Below are 15,033 nucleotides of genomic sequence, written 5' to 3'. Positions count from 1 at the left end.
CCTTGCCGATCGTCGCCCGCGCCCATTCGGATGCCGAGGTCGAGCATCTCTCGAAATGCGGCGCGACGCTGACCATCATGGGCGAAGCGGAGATCGCGCGCGCCATGCTCTCCATGTGTCAGGATCTTCGGGAGAAGCGCCAGCAGCCCGTCGCTGAGGAGCCCCCCGCCGAGCCGGCCCCTGCCCAGAAGCATGAGCCGCTGCAGGAGCCCCCTCCTAGCCCCGCCAAGGCGCCGCCGACCGATACGCCGACGGCCGCCTGAGCCGGGCGGTCACATCGTCCGGGCCCGCCCCTGTGGCGTCCCGCAAGGCGACGATGCGCGCAACGTGGCGAGCCTTCAGCCCACCAGATCGAAGCGCACATCCTGCACGCCCTCATAGAGCGTCTTGCGGCCCAGCGCGTAGAGGTTCTCCAGCCCGGAGGTCAGGGTGATGAAGTGGTTGCCGGAGAGCACGCCGGCCTTGCTGGCGAACTGCACGCCGCCATAGGCCAGCAGGATCTCCGTCTCGCTGACGCCGCCCGGATAGAGGATGATGTGTCCCGGGGCAGGATAGGCGGTGTTGTTCTCGAAGCCGACGCCGAAATCGAGATCGCCGAGCGGCATCCACACGCCCTCCCCGCTCCAGCGCACATGCACCATCTTGCTGATGAAGGGCAGGTGCTTGCGGAAGGCGGCGCAGGTCTTCGGCGCAGCCTCGTCCTCGAATTTCGCGTCGAAGGTGTAAGGCCCGGCGGTGACGATCAGCTTGCTCATGAAATCCCCGTTATCTGGCAATGCCTGCAAGGGTGAATGACATCCGGCCGGCGCGGCGCGCAAGTGCGCCGCCGGAACAACTGCGTCGCCGAAGCGGCAAGGATGACGACGCGGCAAAGATGGCAGACCGGCTTGGTCGCCCATGCAGAGTTGCACCGAGAATGCGGGTCATCCCGGATTTCCGCTTCGCTCCGTCCGGGATGACCCGCCCATTTTATTCAGAAGTTCATCAGCTAAAGACGCTCAGTCGATCGCGTCGCGCAGGTCGAGCGTACTCTGCTTGCCGACCGCGTCGTAATTGCGCTGCAGCCAGCGCTTGCCGGCCCTGCGGCCGATATCGCGCAGCTTCAGCAGGAAGGACCATTCCGCGTTCAGCCGCGAGGAGGAGGTCAGTTCCGCCAGCGGCGGGCCGCCGTCGATCCGGTGCATCAGCACGCGTTTGTATTCCTCGCGCGGCAGCTTGCCGGCATCGACCAGCCGGTTGACGAAGTCGATGGCGCGCAGCTCGCGCAGCAGCGAGGCGTTGAATGTGATCTCGTTCAGCCGGTCCTGGATCTCGCGCGCCTTGGTCGGCAGTTCCTTGCGCTGGAGCGGATTGATCTGCACCAGCAGCACGTCGTCGCAATGCGCCTCGTAGAACAGCGGGAACAGCGCCGGATTGCCCATGTATCCGCCGTCCCAATAGGCTTCGCCGTCGATCTCCACCGCCTGGAACACCATGGGCAGGCAGGCCGAGGCCATGACGTGGTCGGCCGTGAGCTGGTCGCGCCCGAAGACCGCGATCTTGCCGGTGCGCACATTCGTCGCCGCGATGAAGAGCTTCACCGCGTCATGCGCCCGCACCTTCTCGAAGTCGATCAGCTCGGAGACGACCCCGCGCAGCGGATTGATGTTGAGGGGGTTGATGTCGTAGGGGCTCGCCACCTTCGCGAACATCTCGAAGAACAGCAGGCCGGGCGGGGTGCCGTTGCTGTTGCCCCAGGCGCCGAGCATGGTGTCGATCAGCGAGCGCTCGGAGCCGCCATATTTCCCGTCGACGCTGATCGCCCGCCAGAACTGCTCCAGCTTGGAGCGCGCCCCATCGGCGCCGCCGTCGAGCCAGCCTTCCGCCAGGACGACGGCGTTCATCGCCCCCGCGCTGGTGCCGGTCAGCGCCTCGATGGCGAGGCGCCCATCCTCGAGAATGACGTCGAGCACGCCCCAGGTGAAGGCGCCATGGGCGCCTCCGCCCTGAAGGGCGAGCGAGACCGTTTTCTCGGCCTTGGGGCCGGCGAGCCCCTTGCTGGGCTCGGGCCGCCGGCGCGCGCGGCCGGTCACGCCGCGGTCCAGCCGCCGTCGATCGGCAAAGTGGTGCCGGTGATCGACTTGGCGCCGTCGCTGCAGAGAAAGAGGGCGAGCGCCGCGACCTGCTCCACCGTGACGAACTCCTTGGTCGGCTGGGCGGCGAGCAGCACGTCGTTCATGACCTGCTCCTTGGTCATGTTGCGCGCCTTCATCGTGTCCGGGATCTGCTTTTCGACGAGCGGTGTCCAGACATAGCCGGGGGCGATGGCGTTGACGGTGATGCCCTTGGTCGCGACCTCGAGCGCGACCGTCTTGGTCAGCCCGGCGATGCCGTGCTTGGCCGAGACATAGGCCGATTTGAACGGCGAGGCCACGAAGGCATGGGCGGAAGCGGTGTTGATGATGCGGCCCCAGCCCTTCTCCTTCATCTTCGGCAGCGCCGCACGAATGGTGTGGAAGGCCGAGGACAGGTTGATCGCGATGATCTGGTCCCATTTCTCGATCGGGAACTCGTCGATCGGCGCGACATACTGGATGCCGGCATTGTTGATCAGGATGTCGATCGCGCCGAATTCCTTCTCGCCCTCGGCGATGAAGCCGGCGATCTCGGCGGGCTTGGTCATGTCGGCACCCGAGAACACCACCTTGACGCCGAACTCGCCTTCCAGGTCGGTGCGCAGCTTTTCGGCATCGGCAGGGGGCATGATGCCGTTGATCACGAGGTTGGCGCCTTCGGCGGCCAGCGCGCGGGCATAGGCCAGCCCGATGCCGGAGGTCGAGCCGGTAATGGCGGCGGCTTTATCTTTGAGAAACATGAGCGTCGAAGCTCCTGACAATCGGGGAGAAAATGCTTAGGTTCGGGCCGAACGCGACAATGGGACGGCAGGACGTCGCCTCACGTTGCCCGATGAGTCTTTGCAGCGCAACATGACGAAAATACAGCCGCACGCGCATGGTCATCTGGCCGAAGACCACGCCCATGACCATGGCCCGCACGACCATGGCGAAGGCGGCTGCCGCCACGCCCATGACCATGCGCTCCATGCCGGGGAGGCCCTGGCGCGCGCCGAGCGGATCTGCCGCGAGCGCGGCCTGCGCCTGACGCCGATCCGCCGCAAGGCGCTGGAGGCGCTTCACGCCGATCACCGACCCATCGGCGCCTATGACCTCGCCGACCGCATCTCGCCGGAGGGTGGGCGCCGCCTCGCCCCGATCTCGATCTACCGGGCGCTGGATTTCCTCGTCGAACAGGGCTTCGTCCACCGGCTTTCGTCGAAGAACGCCTATCTCGCCTGCCTGCACGGCCACGGCGCCGACGAGGTGGTCGCCTTCCTGATTTGCGAGGTCTGCGGCGGGGTCGACGAGGATTCCTCGCCCGCCATGAAGAAAGCCGTGGCGGCCATCGCCGAAACGCGGCATTTCAAGCCCGCACACCAGATGGTCGAGATCGTCGGCCGCTGCGAACACTGCCGCAACTCCGCGGCTCCCCAAGCCATCTGATCGAGCAGCCCGCATGAACGAGCGCGTCCTGCCCAGCTTCCCGGCCACCGCCGCACCGGAGCAGTCCGGCCCGCTGGCGCGCCGCCTGACGGTCCCGGTCAAGGTGGGGCATGTCACGGTCGGCGGCGGTGCCCCGATCGTTGTCCAGTCGATGACGAACACCGACACGGCCGATATCGACGCCACCGTCCGCCAGGTCGCCGCCCTCGCCCGGCAGGGCTCGGAACTCGTGCGCATCACCGTCGATCGCGACGAGGCCGCCGCAGCCGTCCCGAAGATCCGCGAGCGGCTGGACCGCATCGGCGTCGACGTGCCGCTGGTCGGAGATTTTCATTACATCGGCCACAAGCTGCTGGCCGATCACCCCGCCTGCGCGGAGGCACTCGCCAAATACCGCATCAACCCCGGCAATGTCGGCTTCAAGGACAAGAAGGACCGGCAATTCGGCCAGATCGTCGAGACCGCCATCCGCTACGGCAAGCCGGTGCGCATCGGCGCCAATTGGGGCTCGCTCGACCAGGAACTCCTGACCGTCCTGATGGACGAGAACGCCCGCTCCGCCCAGCCGCTCGATGCCCGCGCGGTGATGCGCGAGGCGATGGTTCAATCGGCCCTGCTTTCGGCCGCGCGCGCCGAGGAGATCGGCCTGGCGCGCGAGTTCATCATCCTCTCGGCCAAGGTTTCCGGCGTGCAGGATCTGATTACCGTCTATCGTATGCTCGCCAGCCGCGCGGACTACGCCATCCATCTCGGCCTCACCGAGGCCGGCATGGGCTCGAAGGGCATCGTCGCCTCCTCCGCCGCGCTCGGCATCCTGCTGCAGGAGGGGATCGGCGACACGATCCGCTTCTCGCTGACGCCGGAGCCGGGCGGCGATCGCACGCTGGAGGTCAAGGCGGCGCAGGAGCTGCTGCAGACCATGGGCTTTCGCGCCTTCGTGCCGCTCGTCGCCGCCTGCCCAGGCTGCGGGCGCACCACCTCGACGGTGTTTCAGGAGCTGGCCCAGGACATTCAGGGCTGGATCTCCAGCTCGATGCCGGAATGGAAGACACGCTATCCCGGTGTCGAGAACCTCAATGTCGCGGTGATGGGCTGCATCGTGAACGGCCCGGGCGAATCGAAGCATGCCGATATCGGCATTTCCCTGCCGGGCACCGGCGAAACGCCGACCGCCCCCGTCTTCGTCGACGGCGAGAAGGTCGCGACCCTGCGCGGGGCCGGCATTTCCGCCGAGTTCAAGACCATGGTCGCCGACTATGTGGCGCGGCGCTACGGCGTCGGCGCGCCGCCCGCCTGAGCCCGCAACCTTTGCCAGCCGCCCGCATTGTGGTAGAGGCGCGCGCCTTTCGCTGCATTGCAGCACCCGCGGAGAACCCCGATGGGGCATGACAACCCGAATCCCTCGACCGTGAGGCCGGAGGATTCCCGTTTCGGGCTGGATGACGGCCATGGCGCCGCCGGCGGCCATCACGGCAGCGCGAGCTTCGGCGCCCTGGCGCTCGGCGCGCTCGGCGTCGTCTATGGCGATATCGGCACGAGCCCGCTCTACGCGCTGCGCGAGACCATTCTGGCGGCCAGCGGCGGCGAAGAGGCGACGGCGGTTTCCCCATCCGTCGTCATCGGCGTTCTTTCGCTGATCCTCTGGTCGCTCGTCGTCGTGGTGACGCTGAAATATGTCGTTCTGCTGATGCGGGCCGACAATAACGGCGAAGGCGGGATTCTCACGCTGGTCGCGCTGGCCCAACGCAGCCTCGGCCGCAACAAGAGCCGTGCCGTGCTGCTGCTGGGCATGATCGGCGCCGGCCTGTTCTACGGCGACACCGTCATCACCCCGGCGATTTCGGTGCTCTCGGCGGTGGAAGGCGTGAAGCTGATCACCCCTGCGCTCGACGACTACATCCTGTGGATCGCCACCCTGATCCTGATCGGCATCTTCGTCGTCCAGAGCCACGGCACCCAGAAGGTCGCCAATTTCTTCGGCCCCGTGATGCTGCTGTGGTTCGTCACACTGGCGGGGCTGGGGCTCTATCACATCGCCGACGATCTCTCGATCTTCAAGTCGATCAACCCCTATTACGCGCTGATCTTCTTCCGCGACCATGCCGGCGTCTCGCTGGCGGTTCTCGGCTCGGTCTGCCTGGCGGTGACGGGTGCCGAGGCGCTCTATGGCGATATGGGCCATTTCGGCCGCGGCCCGATCCGCGGCGCCTGGATCTACATCGTCTTCCCGGCCCTGTGGCTCAACTATCTCGGCCAGGGCGCGCTGATCCTCTCCGACCCGACCGCGATCGACAACCCGTTCTACCGGCTTGCGCCGCCCGCCCTGCTGCCCGTCTTCGTGGTGCTGGCGACGGTCGCGACCATCATCGCCAGCCAGGCCGTCATCACCGGCGCCTTCTCGCTCACCCGCCAAGCCATCCAGCTCGGCATGCTGCCGCGCATGGAGATCCGCCACACCTCGGAGCAGACGTCGGGCCAGATCTATGTGCCGCGCGTCAATCTGATGCTGCTCGTCATCGTGCTGATTCTGGTCTGGTCGTTCCGCACCTCGTCGAGCCTGTCGCACGCCTATGGCATCTCGGTCTTCGGCACGATGGTGGTGTCCTCGCTGCTCGCCGCGATCGTCATCCGCCGTCACTGGGGCTGGAGCCTGCCGGCGACGACCGCCATCATCCTGCCCTTCCTGGCCGTCGACGTCGCCTTCTTCTCCGCCAACATGCTCAAGCTGTTCCATGGCGGCTATGTGCCGGTGCTGCTGGCCATGGTGCTGGTGGTGATCATGGGCACCTGGATGCGCGGCACCAAGATCCTGTTCGACAAGACCCGCAAGACCGATGTGCCGCTGCTCGAGCTGGTCGGCATGCTGTCGAAGAGCCCGCCGGCGCGGGTCAAGGGCATGGCGGTGTTCCTCACCAGCGACCCGGAAACCGCCCCCGCCTCGCTGCTGCACAACCTCAAGCACAACAAGGTGCTGCACGAGCGCAACGTCATCCTGACCGTCCGCTCGGCCGACACGCCCCGTGTCGCGGAGGAGGAGCGCGTGCGCCTCGCCCGCATCACGGACGATTTCTGGCGCGTCGACATGGTCTATGGCTACATGGAAAGCCCGAACGTGCCGAAGGGCCTTGCGATGCTGCGCAAGCAGGGTTTCAAGTTCGACATCATGTCGACCTCGTTCTTCCTGTCGCGCCGCTCCATCAAGGCTTCGCCGCAATCGGGCATGCCGGTCTGGCAGGACAATCTCTACATCAGCCTGACCAAGAGCGCGACGGACGCCACGAACTTCTTCCAGATCCCGACCGGCCGCGTCGTCGAGGTGGGCACGCAGGTGACGGTCTGATCGCGCAGCGTTTCGCGGCGCAGGCTCTCCCGCCAGTGAGGCGGGGATGAGGATGATTGCATTCGCAAGAAGCCCTGCCCCGGCCATGCCCGGCGCGATGGGGCGAGCCCCTCGTCAGTCCAGCCGGGCGGAGACCGCGCCCGGCGGCACATGCCTGACCCGCTCGCGGTAGAGCAGATAAAGCCCCGAGCTCACCACGATCGCGCCGCCGGCGAAGGTCCAGCGATCCGGCAGCTGGTCGAAGACCAGCCAGCCGAGCAGCACCATCCAGATCAGCTGCGAATAGATGAAGGGCGCGAGCACCGTCGCCGGCGCCAGCCGATGCGCCAGGATCAGCAACCAATGGCCGAGCGCGCCGAAGAAGCCGATCGCGACGAGTGCGACCCATACGCCGGGCGCAGCCGGCGCACTCCAGACGAAGGGCAGCGCCGGCAGAAGTGCGACCGTCCCCGCCAGCCCCGAATAGACCATCGTCGTTTCCGATGAATCGGCCGACGCGAGCACGCGCGTGGTCAGAACATAGCCGGCATAGCAGAGGCAGCCCGCCACGGAGAGGATCGCCGCCGGATGGATGCCGCCGAGCCCAGGCCGCGTCACCAGCACCACGCCGAGAAAGCCCACGGCGATGGCAGCCAGCCGGCGCGGGCCAGGCCATTCTCCCAGCAGCGGGCCGGAGACCAGCGCCACGATCAGCGGCGTGGCGAAGGCGATCGAGATGGTCTCCGCCAGCTGAAGATATCTCAGCGCGAAGAAGTTCAGCACCGTCGAGGCGAGCAGGAGCAGGGAGCGCAGCACCTGCAGGCCGGGGCGCCGGGCCCTCAGCACGCCGGGATGGCTCCAGGGATTGATCAGGATCGAGACCAGCACCACGCTGACGCCATAGCGGGCAAAGGACACCAGCAGCGGATCGAGCCCCTGATTGCCCAGCCATTTCGCATGGGTGTCGAGCAGCGAGAAGCACACCACCGCCGCGCACATCAACGCGATAGCGGTCAGGCGCTGACGGCGCTCGTCGGGTGGGGAAACGGGGGCGGACAGACGAGCCTCGTCATGCTCTGCGGGAATGGCGAGGCGAGATTGAAACGATTTGCAGCCCGCGGCCAGTGCCCCGGCGCATGAGCTGCATGCGCCAGCAGTCAGGCGTCGCTGTCGGCCTCGTCGCTTTCGAGCTCGGCATCGTCCTGCTCGGCGCCCGCCTTGGAAAGTCCCTTGGCCGCCTTGCGGAGCAGCTTGCGCAGCTGCTTGCGCTCCTTGCCGTCCAGCCGGTCGAGCAATTCCTCCTCGACCTCGTTCCAGAGATCGTCGAGCTCGGCGGCCTTCTGCTGACCGGCTTCGGTCAGCGCCACCTGCACCAGACGGCCGTCGCGATTGCCGCCCTCGCGCATCACCAGCCCTTGCAGCGACAGGCGCCCGATGGTCTTGGACACGGTCGGCGGCTTGACGCGCAGCAGCGAGGCGAGCTCGCCCATCGTCATCGGCGCCGGCTGCAGAGCCTTCAGCGCCTGCTCCTGCCCCGGAAACAGACCGAGCGCCGTCAGTCGCTCGCCCATGCGCGACCGATGCAACCTGGCCGCGACCAGCAAAGCCCTGCCGACGCTCTTCTCGATCGCCTTGCTCATCAGTCGGATCCCCCGGCCAGCCCGCTTCATGACACCGGAGCGGCCACGACCCGTCGCGGCTGACCCGGCTCTCCACAGCCCATGCGACCCGGCTCTCATGCGCCCGGAGCCGCACAGTCACTTTAACGAAAATGCTTGCCGAAATCCTTGCGCGGATAAGCAAGACGCTTCGCCGGCTGCGTAGTCACCTGCCGAGGTGACAGGCGCATGACAGAATCCGATGCCGCCTGCGCGGGCGCGCCGGCCGTTCGGAATTTTTTCCGGCGAAGGAGACGGAGCGATCCCCGACGCCGCGCCAGGAACACAACTCGCCGCGCGCAGGCTTGTCGCATGGCTCGGGATCGCGCAAGAGGACGCTTCTGGGCAGACGGAGACGGCGCATGACGGGGCAGGCACGCATCATCGACGGCAAGGCGGCGGCGGCGCAGCTGCGGGCCGGCATCGCGCGCGAGGTCGCGGCGATCCGGGCAGAGCGCGGCATCGTGCCCGGCCTGCATGTCGTCCTCGTCGGCGACGACCCAGCCAGCAAGGTCTATGTCGCCTCCAAGGAGAAGCTGGCGGTCGAGGTCGGCATGGCCTCCGTCGCCCATCGCCTGCCGGCAGACACCACCGAGGCGCTGCTGCTCGCCAAGCTCGCCGAGCTCAACGGCGACGACGCCGTCGACGGCATCCTGGTTCAGTTGCCGCTGCCGAAGCATGTCGACACTGCCCGCATCATCGGCGCCATCGATCCCGCCAAGGACGTGGACGGCCTCACCCCCGTCAATGCCGGGTTGTTGGCTGGCGGCAAGGTGAGCGGCGAGCATCTTCTGGTGCCCTGCACCCCGCTCGGCTCCATGCTGCTGCTGAAGCAGACGCTGACCACGCTCGCGGGGCTCGAAGCCGTGGTGATCGGCCGTTCGGAACTGGTCGGACGCCCGGTCGCGCAGCTTCTCCTTCAGGCCGACTGCACGGTCACCATCGCCCATTCGCGCACCCGCGATCTGGCCGCCGTGGTGAAGCGCGCCGATATCGTCGTCGCCGCCGTCGGCCGTCCGCTGATGGTGAAGGGCGACTGGATCAAGCCGGGCGCGACCGTGATCGATGTCGGCATCAACCGCATGCCGGACGGAAAGCTCGCGGGCGATGTCGACTTCGCGGAGGCCGTCCAGGTCGCCGGCGCGATCACTCCGGTCCCCGGCGGCGTCGGCCCGATGACGATCGCCTGCCTGCTGCGCAACACGCTGACCGCGTTCAAGGCGCGGCGGGGGTGATCGCCGCGGGTCTGACGGTGACGAAGACCTTTGGTGACTGTCCGAAATCGAGCAATCACCATAAGGGACAGCATGGCGATACGGCTTTCACCGTACCGCTCTTCGACGCATTCATGCGCAGGACGATGCCGGCCGGGGCCTAAAAGCCCCGCGCCGATCACATATGGATCTGGCGCTTCTCGACCGCGAGCGCCGCTTCCTTGACAGCCTCGGCCAGCGTCGGATGCGCGTGGCAGGTGCGGGCGAGGTCTTCCGAGGAGCCGCCGAATTCCATCAGCACCGTCACTTCGGCGATCAGGTCGCCGGCGCGTGGGCCGATGATGTGGCAGCCGAGCACCCGATCGGTCTTGGCGTCGGCCAGCACTTTCACGAAGCCGTCGGTCTGGCGCATCGCGCGGGCGCGGCCATTGGCGGTGAAGGGGAACTTGCCGACCTTGTAGTCCACGCCGGCCGCCTTCAGCTCCTCCTCGGTCTTGCCGAGCGAGGCGACCTCCGGCGAGGTGTAGACGATGCCGGGGATTGCGTCATAGTTCACATGGCCGTGCTTGCCGGCGATGATCTCGGCCACCGCCACGCCCTCATCCTCGGCCTTGTGCGCCAGCATCGGCCCGCGCACCACGTCGCCGATCGCATAGATGCCGGGGACATTGGTCTTGAAGTGATCGTCGATCACGACGCGGCCGCGCTCGGTGGCGACGCCCGCCGCTTCGAGCCCGAGCCCGTCCGTGTTCGGGCGGCGGCCGATGGCGACCAGCACGATATCAGCGTTCAGCGTCTTGGCCTCGCCGCCCGCGGCGGGCTCGACAGTGACGGTCGCCCCGGCGCCCGCCGTTTCGACCTTGGTGACCTTCGAGCCGAGCATGAAGCCGAAGCCCTGCTTTTCGAGGATGCGCTGGAACTGCTTGGCGACCTCGCCATCCATGCCCGGCAGGATGCGGTCGAGATACTCGACGACGGTGACCTTGGCGCCGAGCCGGCTCCAGACCGAGCCGATCTCGAGCCCGATCACGCCGGCGCCGACCACGACCAGGTCCTTGGGAACGGCACCGATCTCGAGCGCGCCGGTCGAGGTCACGACCACCTTCTCGTCGATCGTCACGCCCGGCAGCGGCGCTGATTCCGACCCCGTCGCGATGACGATGCTCTTGGTCGCCAGTTCCTGCGTCTTGCCATCCTCGGAGGTCACGACGACCTTGCCGGCGGCCGGGATCGAGGCCGTGCCGTGGAAGGGCTCGATTTTGTTCTTCTTCAGCAGGAAGCCGACGCCGGTGACATTGGCGTCCACCGTCTCCTGCTTATGCGCCATCATCGCCTCGAGATCGAGCTTGGGCTCCACCACGACGCCGAGCTTGGCGAAGGTATGGGAGGCTTCCTCGAACATCTCGGAGGCGTGCAGCAGCGCCTTGGAGGGAATGCAGCCGACATTCAGGCAGGTGCCGCCATGCGTCTTACGCTTCTCGACCACCGCGACCTTGAGGCCGAGCTGGGCGGCACGGATGGCACAGACATAGCCGCCGGGGCCGGTGCCGATGACGACGAGATCGTAGGACATGGTTTGGCTATCCCAGTGTTCGGGGTGCCGGCTTCAGAACGGCCGGCACGAGGGCCAGAAGCCCGATGAGGTCGGCGATCACGATCTTCGTGATGGCGGGGCCATAGCCGCCCACGAAAAGCGCGATCACGATGAAACTCGCCATGCTCGCCCCCGCGACGAGAACGGCAACGCTTCGCAATCCCGGCCGGAACGCTGCGGCGATCAGCAGAAAACCGATGACGCCGAACAGAACCGCGCGGTGCCGCAGCAGGATTTCGAGATCGGCACTGGCGATCTCGAAGCCGTAAAGCGAGCGAAGCCAGCTTGCGCCGGCAACACCCGTCACCGGCAGCAGGTTGATGATGCCGGCTGCGACGAGGCCGATCGGGGCCAGTTTTGCCAGCATCTCAGCCTGGATCCCTCAGAGATCGAGCACGAGACGCGCCGGATCCTCCAGGCCTTCCTTGAGGCGTACGAGGAAGGTCACGGCCTCCTTGCCGTCGATGATGCGGTGGTCGTAGCTGACCGCCAGATACATCATCGGCCGGATCTCGATCTTGCCGCCGACGACCATCGGCCGCTCCTGGATCTTGTGCATGCCCAGGATCGCGGACTGCGGCGCGTTCAGGATCGGGGTCGACATCAGCGAGCCATAGACGCCGCCATTCGAGATGGTGAAGGTGCCGCCCTGCATCTCCTCGATCTTGAGCTGACCGTCGCGGGCCTTCTTGCCGTATTCGCCGATCTTCTTCTCGACGCCGGCGATGGAGAGCTGGTCGGCGTCGCGCACCACCGGAACCACCAGCCCCTTATCGGTGCCGACGGCGACGCCGATATGGTAGTAGTTCTTGTAGATGATGTCGGTGCCGTCGATCTCGGCGTTCACGGCCGGGATCTCCTTCAGCGCCTGCACCGCCGCCTTCACGAAGAAGCCCATGAAGCCGAGCTTGACGCCGTGCTTCTTCTCGAAGGCGTCCTTGTACTGCGCGCGCAGCGCCATGACGTTGGTCATGTCCACCTCGTTGAAGGTGGTCAGCATCGCGGCGTTGGCCTGGGCTTCCTTCAGGCGGCGCGCGATGGTCTGGCGCAACTTCGTCATCTTCACGCGCTCTTCGCGGGCACCGTCATCGGCCGGCGACGGCGCGCGCACCGGGGCCGGTGCGGCGGCCGGGGCAGGCGCCGAGGCGCCGCCGGTCGCGATCGCGGCGAGCATGTCGCCCTTGGTCACGCGGCCGTCCTTGCCGGAGGCCGGAACGCCCGACGGATCGACGCCGCTCTCGGCCGCCAGCCGCGACACGGCCGGGCCGGAATCGGCAGCCTTCACGGCGGGCTGGGGCTCGCCGGCGACGGCGGCGGTCTTCTGCACGGCATCGGCGACGGAGCCCGAGCCGGCCTTGCCGGAGGCCTGCGCCACCGCGGTCTCGTCCTTCTTCGGCGCGGGCGCGGCGGCGGCACCGCCGCCCTCGCCGATCGAGCCGAGCAGCGCGTTGACGCCGACCGTCTCGCCTTCCTTGGCGACGATCTCGCCGAGAACGCCGGCGGCCGGGGCGTTGACCTCCAGCGTCACCTTGTCGGTTTCCAGCTCGACCAGAGGCTCGTCCGCCTTCACCGCCTCGCCCGGCTTCTTGAACCACTTGCCGATGGTGGCCTCGGTGACGGATTCGCCGAGGGTGGGTACGCGGATTTCGGTCGCCATGTCAGGCCTCTTCTCATTCGGGTCTTGAGGATGGCCCCGGAGCTGCGCCGCGCAGCCCCGGAGGCCGGTCCGGTTCTGGCATCAGGCCGCGAAGGCCTCGTCGAGGAAGGCGTTGAGCTGGGCGGTGTGCTTGGACATCAGGCCCGTCGCGGTCGCCGCCGAAGCCGGCCGGCCGACATAGCGCGGCCGCTTGGACTTCACGCCGGCATGGCCCAGGACCCATTCGAGATAGGGCTCGACGAAGGTCCAGGAGCCCATGTTCTTCGGCTCCTCCTGGCACCAGGCGACGTCCGCGCCCTTGAAGCGCGAGAGCTCCTGCGCCAGCGTCTTGAGCGGGAACGGATAGAGCTGCTCGACGCGCATCAGATAGACGTCGTCGATGCCGCGCTTCTCCCGGTCCTCCAGCAGATCGTAATAGACCTTGCCGGAGCAGAGGACGACCCGGCGGATCTTGGCGTCCTTCACCAGCTTGGTGGTGGAGCGGCCCCGCTCGGCATCGTCCAGCAGCACGCGGTGGAAGGTCGAGCCCTCCGCCAGATCCGCGAGGTCGGAGACGCAGCGCTTGTGGCGCAACAGCGACTTCGGCGTCATCAGGATCAGCGGCTTGCGGAAATCGCGCTTCAGCTGGCGGCGCAGGATGTGGAAATAGCTCGCCGGGGTCGAGCAGTTCGCCACCTGCATATTATCCTCGGCGCACATCTGCAGGAAGCGCTCGAGGCGGGCGGAGGAGTGCTCCGGACCCTGGCCCTCATAGCCATGCGGCAGCAGGCAGACGAGGCCCGACATGCGCAGCCACTTGCGCTCGCCCGAGGAGATGAACTGGTCGAACACCACCTGCGCGCCATTGGCGAAGTCGCCGAACTGCGCTTCCCAGCAGGTGAGCGCATTGGGCTCCGACAGCGAATAGCCGTATTCGAAACCGAGCACCGCCTCTTCCGAGAGCATCGAGTTGATGACCTCGTAGCGCGCCTGCCCGTCGCGAATATGGTTCAGGGAGGTGTGGCGGGCCTCGGTCTCCTGGTCGATCAGCACCGAATGGCGCTGGGAGAAGGTGCCGCGCTCGCAATCCTGTCCCGAAAGGCGAACCGGGTTGCCGTCGAGCAGCAGCGAGCCGAAGGCCAGCGCCTCGGCGGTCGCCCAGTCGATGCCTTCGCCGCCCTCGACCGCCTTCTTGCGGTTATCGAGGAAGCGCTGGATCGTGCGATGGACGTTGAAGCCCGCAGGGACGGAGGTGATCTTCTCGGCGATCTCCTTCAGGGTCTCCGCCGGCACGCCGGTGGCGCCGCGGCGCGGATCGTCCTCGTCGGCGCGGATCGCCTTCATGCCGGCCCAGCGGCCGTCCAGCCAGTCGGCCTTGTTCGGCTTGAAGGCCTGGCCGGCGTCGAACTCGATCTCGAGCCTGGCCTTCCAGTTGGCGCGCGCCTCGTCGAGTTCGGCGGCGCTGATCACGCCCTCGGCCTCGAGCTTGGCGGCGTAGAGCTCCAGCGTCGTCTTGTGGCCGCGAATCTTGCGGTACATCAGCGGCTGGGTGAAGCCCGGCTCGTCGCCCTCGTTATGGCCGAAGCGGCGATAGCAGAACATGTCGATCACGACCGGCTTGTGGAACTTCTGCCGGAATTCGATCGCGACCTTGGCGGCGAAGACCACCGCTTCCGGATCATCGCCGTTCACATGGAACACCGGGGCCTCGACCATCTTCGCCACGTCGGACGGGTAGGGCGAGGAGCGCGAGAAGCGCGGATCGGTGGTGAAGCCGATCTGGTTGTTGATGATGAAGTGGATCGAGCCGCCGGTTCGATGACCCTTCAGCCCCGAGAGGCCGAAACATTCGGCCACGACGCCCTGACCGGCGAAGGCCGCGTCGCCGTGGATGAGCAGCGGCAGCACCGAGCGGCGGTCGCCGCCATGCTGGTCCTGCTTGGCGCGCACCTTGCCGAGCACCACCGGGTCGACGATTTCGAGATGCGACGGATTGGCGGTGAGGGAGAGATGGACCTTGTTGCCGTTGAATTCGCGATCCGAGGAGGCGCCGAGGTGATATTTCACATCGCC

Annotated in this window: 13 protein-coding genes and 1 pseudogene; 5 read left to right on the top strand and 9 right to left on the bottom strand. The window is 67.0% G+C overall.

Annotated elements, in window-relative coordinates; genetic code table 11:
* Positions 1 to 263, top strand: a pseudogene (locus ACOJTB_RS03420) (hypothetical protein); the annotation flags it as partial.
* 75 nt (positions 264 to 338) lie between these two features.
* On the opposite strand, the gene ACOJTB_RS03415 reads toward ACOJTB_RS03420, so the two are convergent.
* The 3 genes from ACOJTB_RS03415 to ACOJTB_RS03405 all read right to left on the bottom strand — a co-directional run bounded on the left by ACOJTB_RS03415 (position 339) and on the right by ACOJTB_RS03405 (position 2,854).
* The gene (locus ACOJTB_RS03415) at positions 339 to 755 is read right to left on the bottom strand and encodes a DUF3830 family protein (protein ID WP_420101117.1); all 417 of its coding nucleotides are present in this window, start codon (positions 753 to 755) and stop codon (positions 339 to 341) included.
* 243 nt (positions 756 to 998) lie between these two features.
* Positions 999 to 2,072 (bottom strand): patatin-like phospholipase family protein, encoded by a 1,074-nt coding sequence (locus ACOJTB_RS03410; protein WP_420101116.1) that lies wholly within the window; start codon positions 2,070 to 2,072, stop codon positions 999 to 1,001.
* Positions 2,069 to 2,854, bottom strand: coding sequence for a 3-hydroxybutyrate dehydrogenase (locus ACOJTB_RS03405; RefSeq protein ID WP_420101115.1), 786 nt, complete (start codon positions 2,852 to 2,854; stop codon positions 2,069 to 2,071). Before ACOJTB_RS03405 ends, ACOJTB_RS03410 begins: the two co-directional genes overlap by 4 nt.
* Before the next feature lie 112 nt (positions 2,855 to 2,966).
* On the opposite strand from ACOJTB_RS03405, the gene ACOJTB_RS03400 reads away from it, so the two are divergent.
* The 3 genes from ACOJTB_RS03400 to ACOJTB_RS03390 all read left to right on the top strand — a co-directional run bounded on the left by ACOJTB_RS03400 (position 2,967) and on the right by ACOJTB_RS03390 (position 6,879).
* Positions 2,967 to 3,539 (top strand): Fur family transcriptional regulator, encoded by a 573-nt coding sequence (locus tag ACOJTB_RS03400; protein ID WP_420101114.1) that lies wholly within the window; start codon positions 2,967 to 2,969, stop codon positions 3,537 to 3,539.
* 13 nt (positions 3,540 to 3,552) lie between these two features.
* A complete protein-coding gene (gene ispG / locus ACOJTB_RS03395; protein WP_420101113.1) occupies positions 3,553 to 4,836 on the top strand; it encodes a flavodoxin-dependent (E)-4-hydroxy-3-methylbut-2-enyl-diphosphate synthase in 1,284 nt (427 codons plus the stop codon).
* 81 nt (positions 4,837 to 4,917) lie between these two features.
* Complete coding sequence (locus ACOJTB_RS03390) at positions 4,918 to 6,879, top strand: potassium transporter Kup (RefSeq protein ID WP_420101112.1); 1,962 nt, start codon at positions 4,918 to 4,920, stop codon at positions 6,877 to 6,879.
* A gap of 114 nt (positions 6,880 to 6,993) precedes the next feature.
* Here ACOJTB_RS03390 and ACOJTB_RS03385 read toward each other — a convergent pair whose 3' ends face one another.
* Complete coding sequence (locus ACOJTB_RS03385) at positions 6,994 to 7,875, bottom strand: DMT family transporter (protein WP_420101118.1); 882 nt, start codon at positions 7,873 to 7,875, stop codon at positions 6,994 to 6,996.
* Between the two features lie 140 nt (positions 7,876 to 8,015).
* On the bottom strand, positions 8,016 to 8,498 hold the full coding sequence (locus tag ACOJTB_RS03380) for a MarR family winged helix-turn-helix transcriptional regulator (RefSeq protein WP_420101111.1): 483 nt from the start codon (positions 8,496 to 8,498) through the stop codon (positions 8,016 to 8,018).
* A 380-nt stretch (positions 8,499 to 8,878) separates the two neighbouring features.
* Between ACOJTB_RS03380 and ACOJTB_RS03375 the strand changes: the two genes are divergently transcribed.
* The gene (locus ACOJTB_RS03375) at positions 8,879 to 9,751 is read left to right on the top strand and encodes a bifunctional 5,10-methylenetetrahydrofolate dehydrogenase/5,10-methenyltetrahydrofolate cyclohydrolase (RefSeq protein WP_420101110.1); all 873 of its coding nucleotides are present in this window, start codon (positions 8,879 to 8,881) and stop codon (positions 9,749 to 9,751) included.
* 157 nt (positions 9,752 to 9,908) lie between these two features.
* Here ACOJTB_RS03375 and lpdA read toward each other — a convergent pair whose 3' ends face one another.
* The 4 genes from lpdA to ACOJTB_RS03355 all read right to left on the bottom strand — a co-directional run.
* Positions 9,909 to 11,303: a dihydrolipoyl dehydrogenase gene (lpdA, locus tag ACOJTB_RS03370; protein ID WP_420101109.1), complete on the bottom strand. Its 1,395-nt coding sequence runs from the start codon at positions 11,301 to 11,303 to the stop codon at positions 9,909 to 9,911.
* Positions 11,304 to 11,310: 7 nt separating this feature from the next.
* A complete protein-coding gene (locus ACOJTB_RS03365; protein WP_420101108.1) occupies positions 11,311 to 11,691 on the bottom strand; it encodes a hypothetical protein in 381 nt (126 codons plus the stop codon).
* 15 nt (positions 11,692 to 11,706) lie between these two features.
* Positions 11,707 to 12,981, bottom strand: coding sequence for a 2-oxoglutarate dehydrogenase complex dihydrolipoyllysine-residue succinyltransferase (gene odhB / locus ACOJTB_RS03360; RefSeq protein ID WP_420101107.1), 1,275 nt, complete (start codon positions 12,979 to 12,981; stop codon positions 11,707 to 11,709).
* Between the two features lie 81 nt (positions 12,982 to 13,062).
* A partial coding sequence (locus ACOJTB_RS03355) for a 2-oxoglutarate dehydrogenase E1 component (RefSeq protein WP_420101106.1) occupies positions 13,063 to 15,033 on the bottom strand: 1,971 nt, incomplete at its 5' end.

Origin of the sequence: Allobosea sp. (assembly GCF_048595345.1) — a bacterium.
Classification (GTDB): domain Bacteria; phylum Pseudomonadota; class Alphaproteobacteria; order Rhizobiales; family Beijerinckiaceae; genus Allobosea.
This window is presented reverse-complemented; position numbering and strand designations above follow the sequence as displayed.

What these genes read in the sequence shown, in the direction of transcription:
- ACOJTB_RS03390 (WP_420101112.1), top strand. Translation starts at nt 4,918, where the DNA reads ATGGGGCATGACAACCCGAATCCCTCGACCGTGAGGCCGGAGGATTCC.
- odhB (WP_420101107.1), bottom strand. Translation starts at nt 12,981, where the DNA reads ATGGCGACCGAAATCCGCGTACCCACCCTCGGCGAATCCGTCACCGAG.
- ACOJTB_RS03400 (WP_420101114.1), top strand. Translation starts at nt 2,967, where the DNA reads ATGACGAAAATACAGCCGCACGCGCATGGTCATCTGGCCGAAGACCAC.
- ACOJTB_RS03415 (WP_420101117.1), bottom strand. Translation starts at nt 755, where the DNA reads ATGAGCAAGCTGATCGTCACCGCCGGGCCTTACACCTTCGACGCGAAA.
- ACOJTB_RS03380 (WP_420101111.1), bottom strand. Translation starts at nt 8,498, where the DNA reads ATGAGCAAGGCGATCGAGAAGAGCGTCGGCAGGGCTTTGCTGGTCGCG.
- ACOJTB_RS03365 (WP_420101108.1), bottom strand. Translation starts at nt 11,691, where the DNA reads ATGCTGGCAAAACTGGCCCCGATCGGCCTCGTCGCAGCCGGCATCATC.
- ACOJTB_RS03375 (WP_420101110.1), top strand. Translation starts at nt 8,879, where the DNA reads ATGACGGGGCAGGCACGCATCATCGACGGCAAGGCGGCGGCGGCGCAG.
- lpdA (WP_420101109.1), bottom strand. Translation starts at nt 11,303, where the DNA reads ATGTCCTACGATCTCGTCGTCATCGGCACCGGCCCCGGCGGCTATGTC.
- ACOJTB_RS03405 (WP_420101115.1), bottom strand. Translation starts at nt 2,854, where the DNA reads ATGTTTCTCAAAGATAAAGCCGCCGCCATTACCGGCTCGACCTCCGGC.
- ispG (WP_420101113.1), top strand. Translation starts at nt 3,553, where the DNA reads ATGAACGAGCGCGTCCTGCCCAGCTTCCCGGCCACCGCCGCACCGGAG.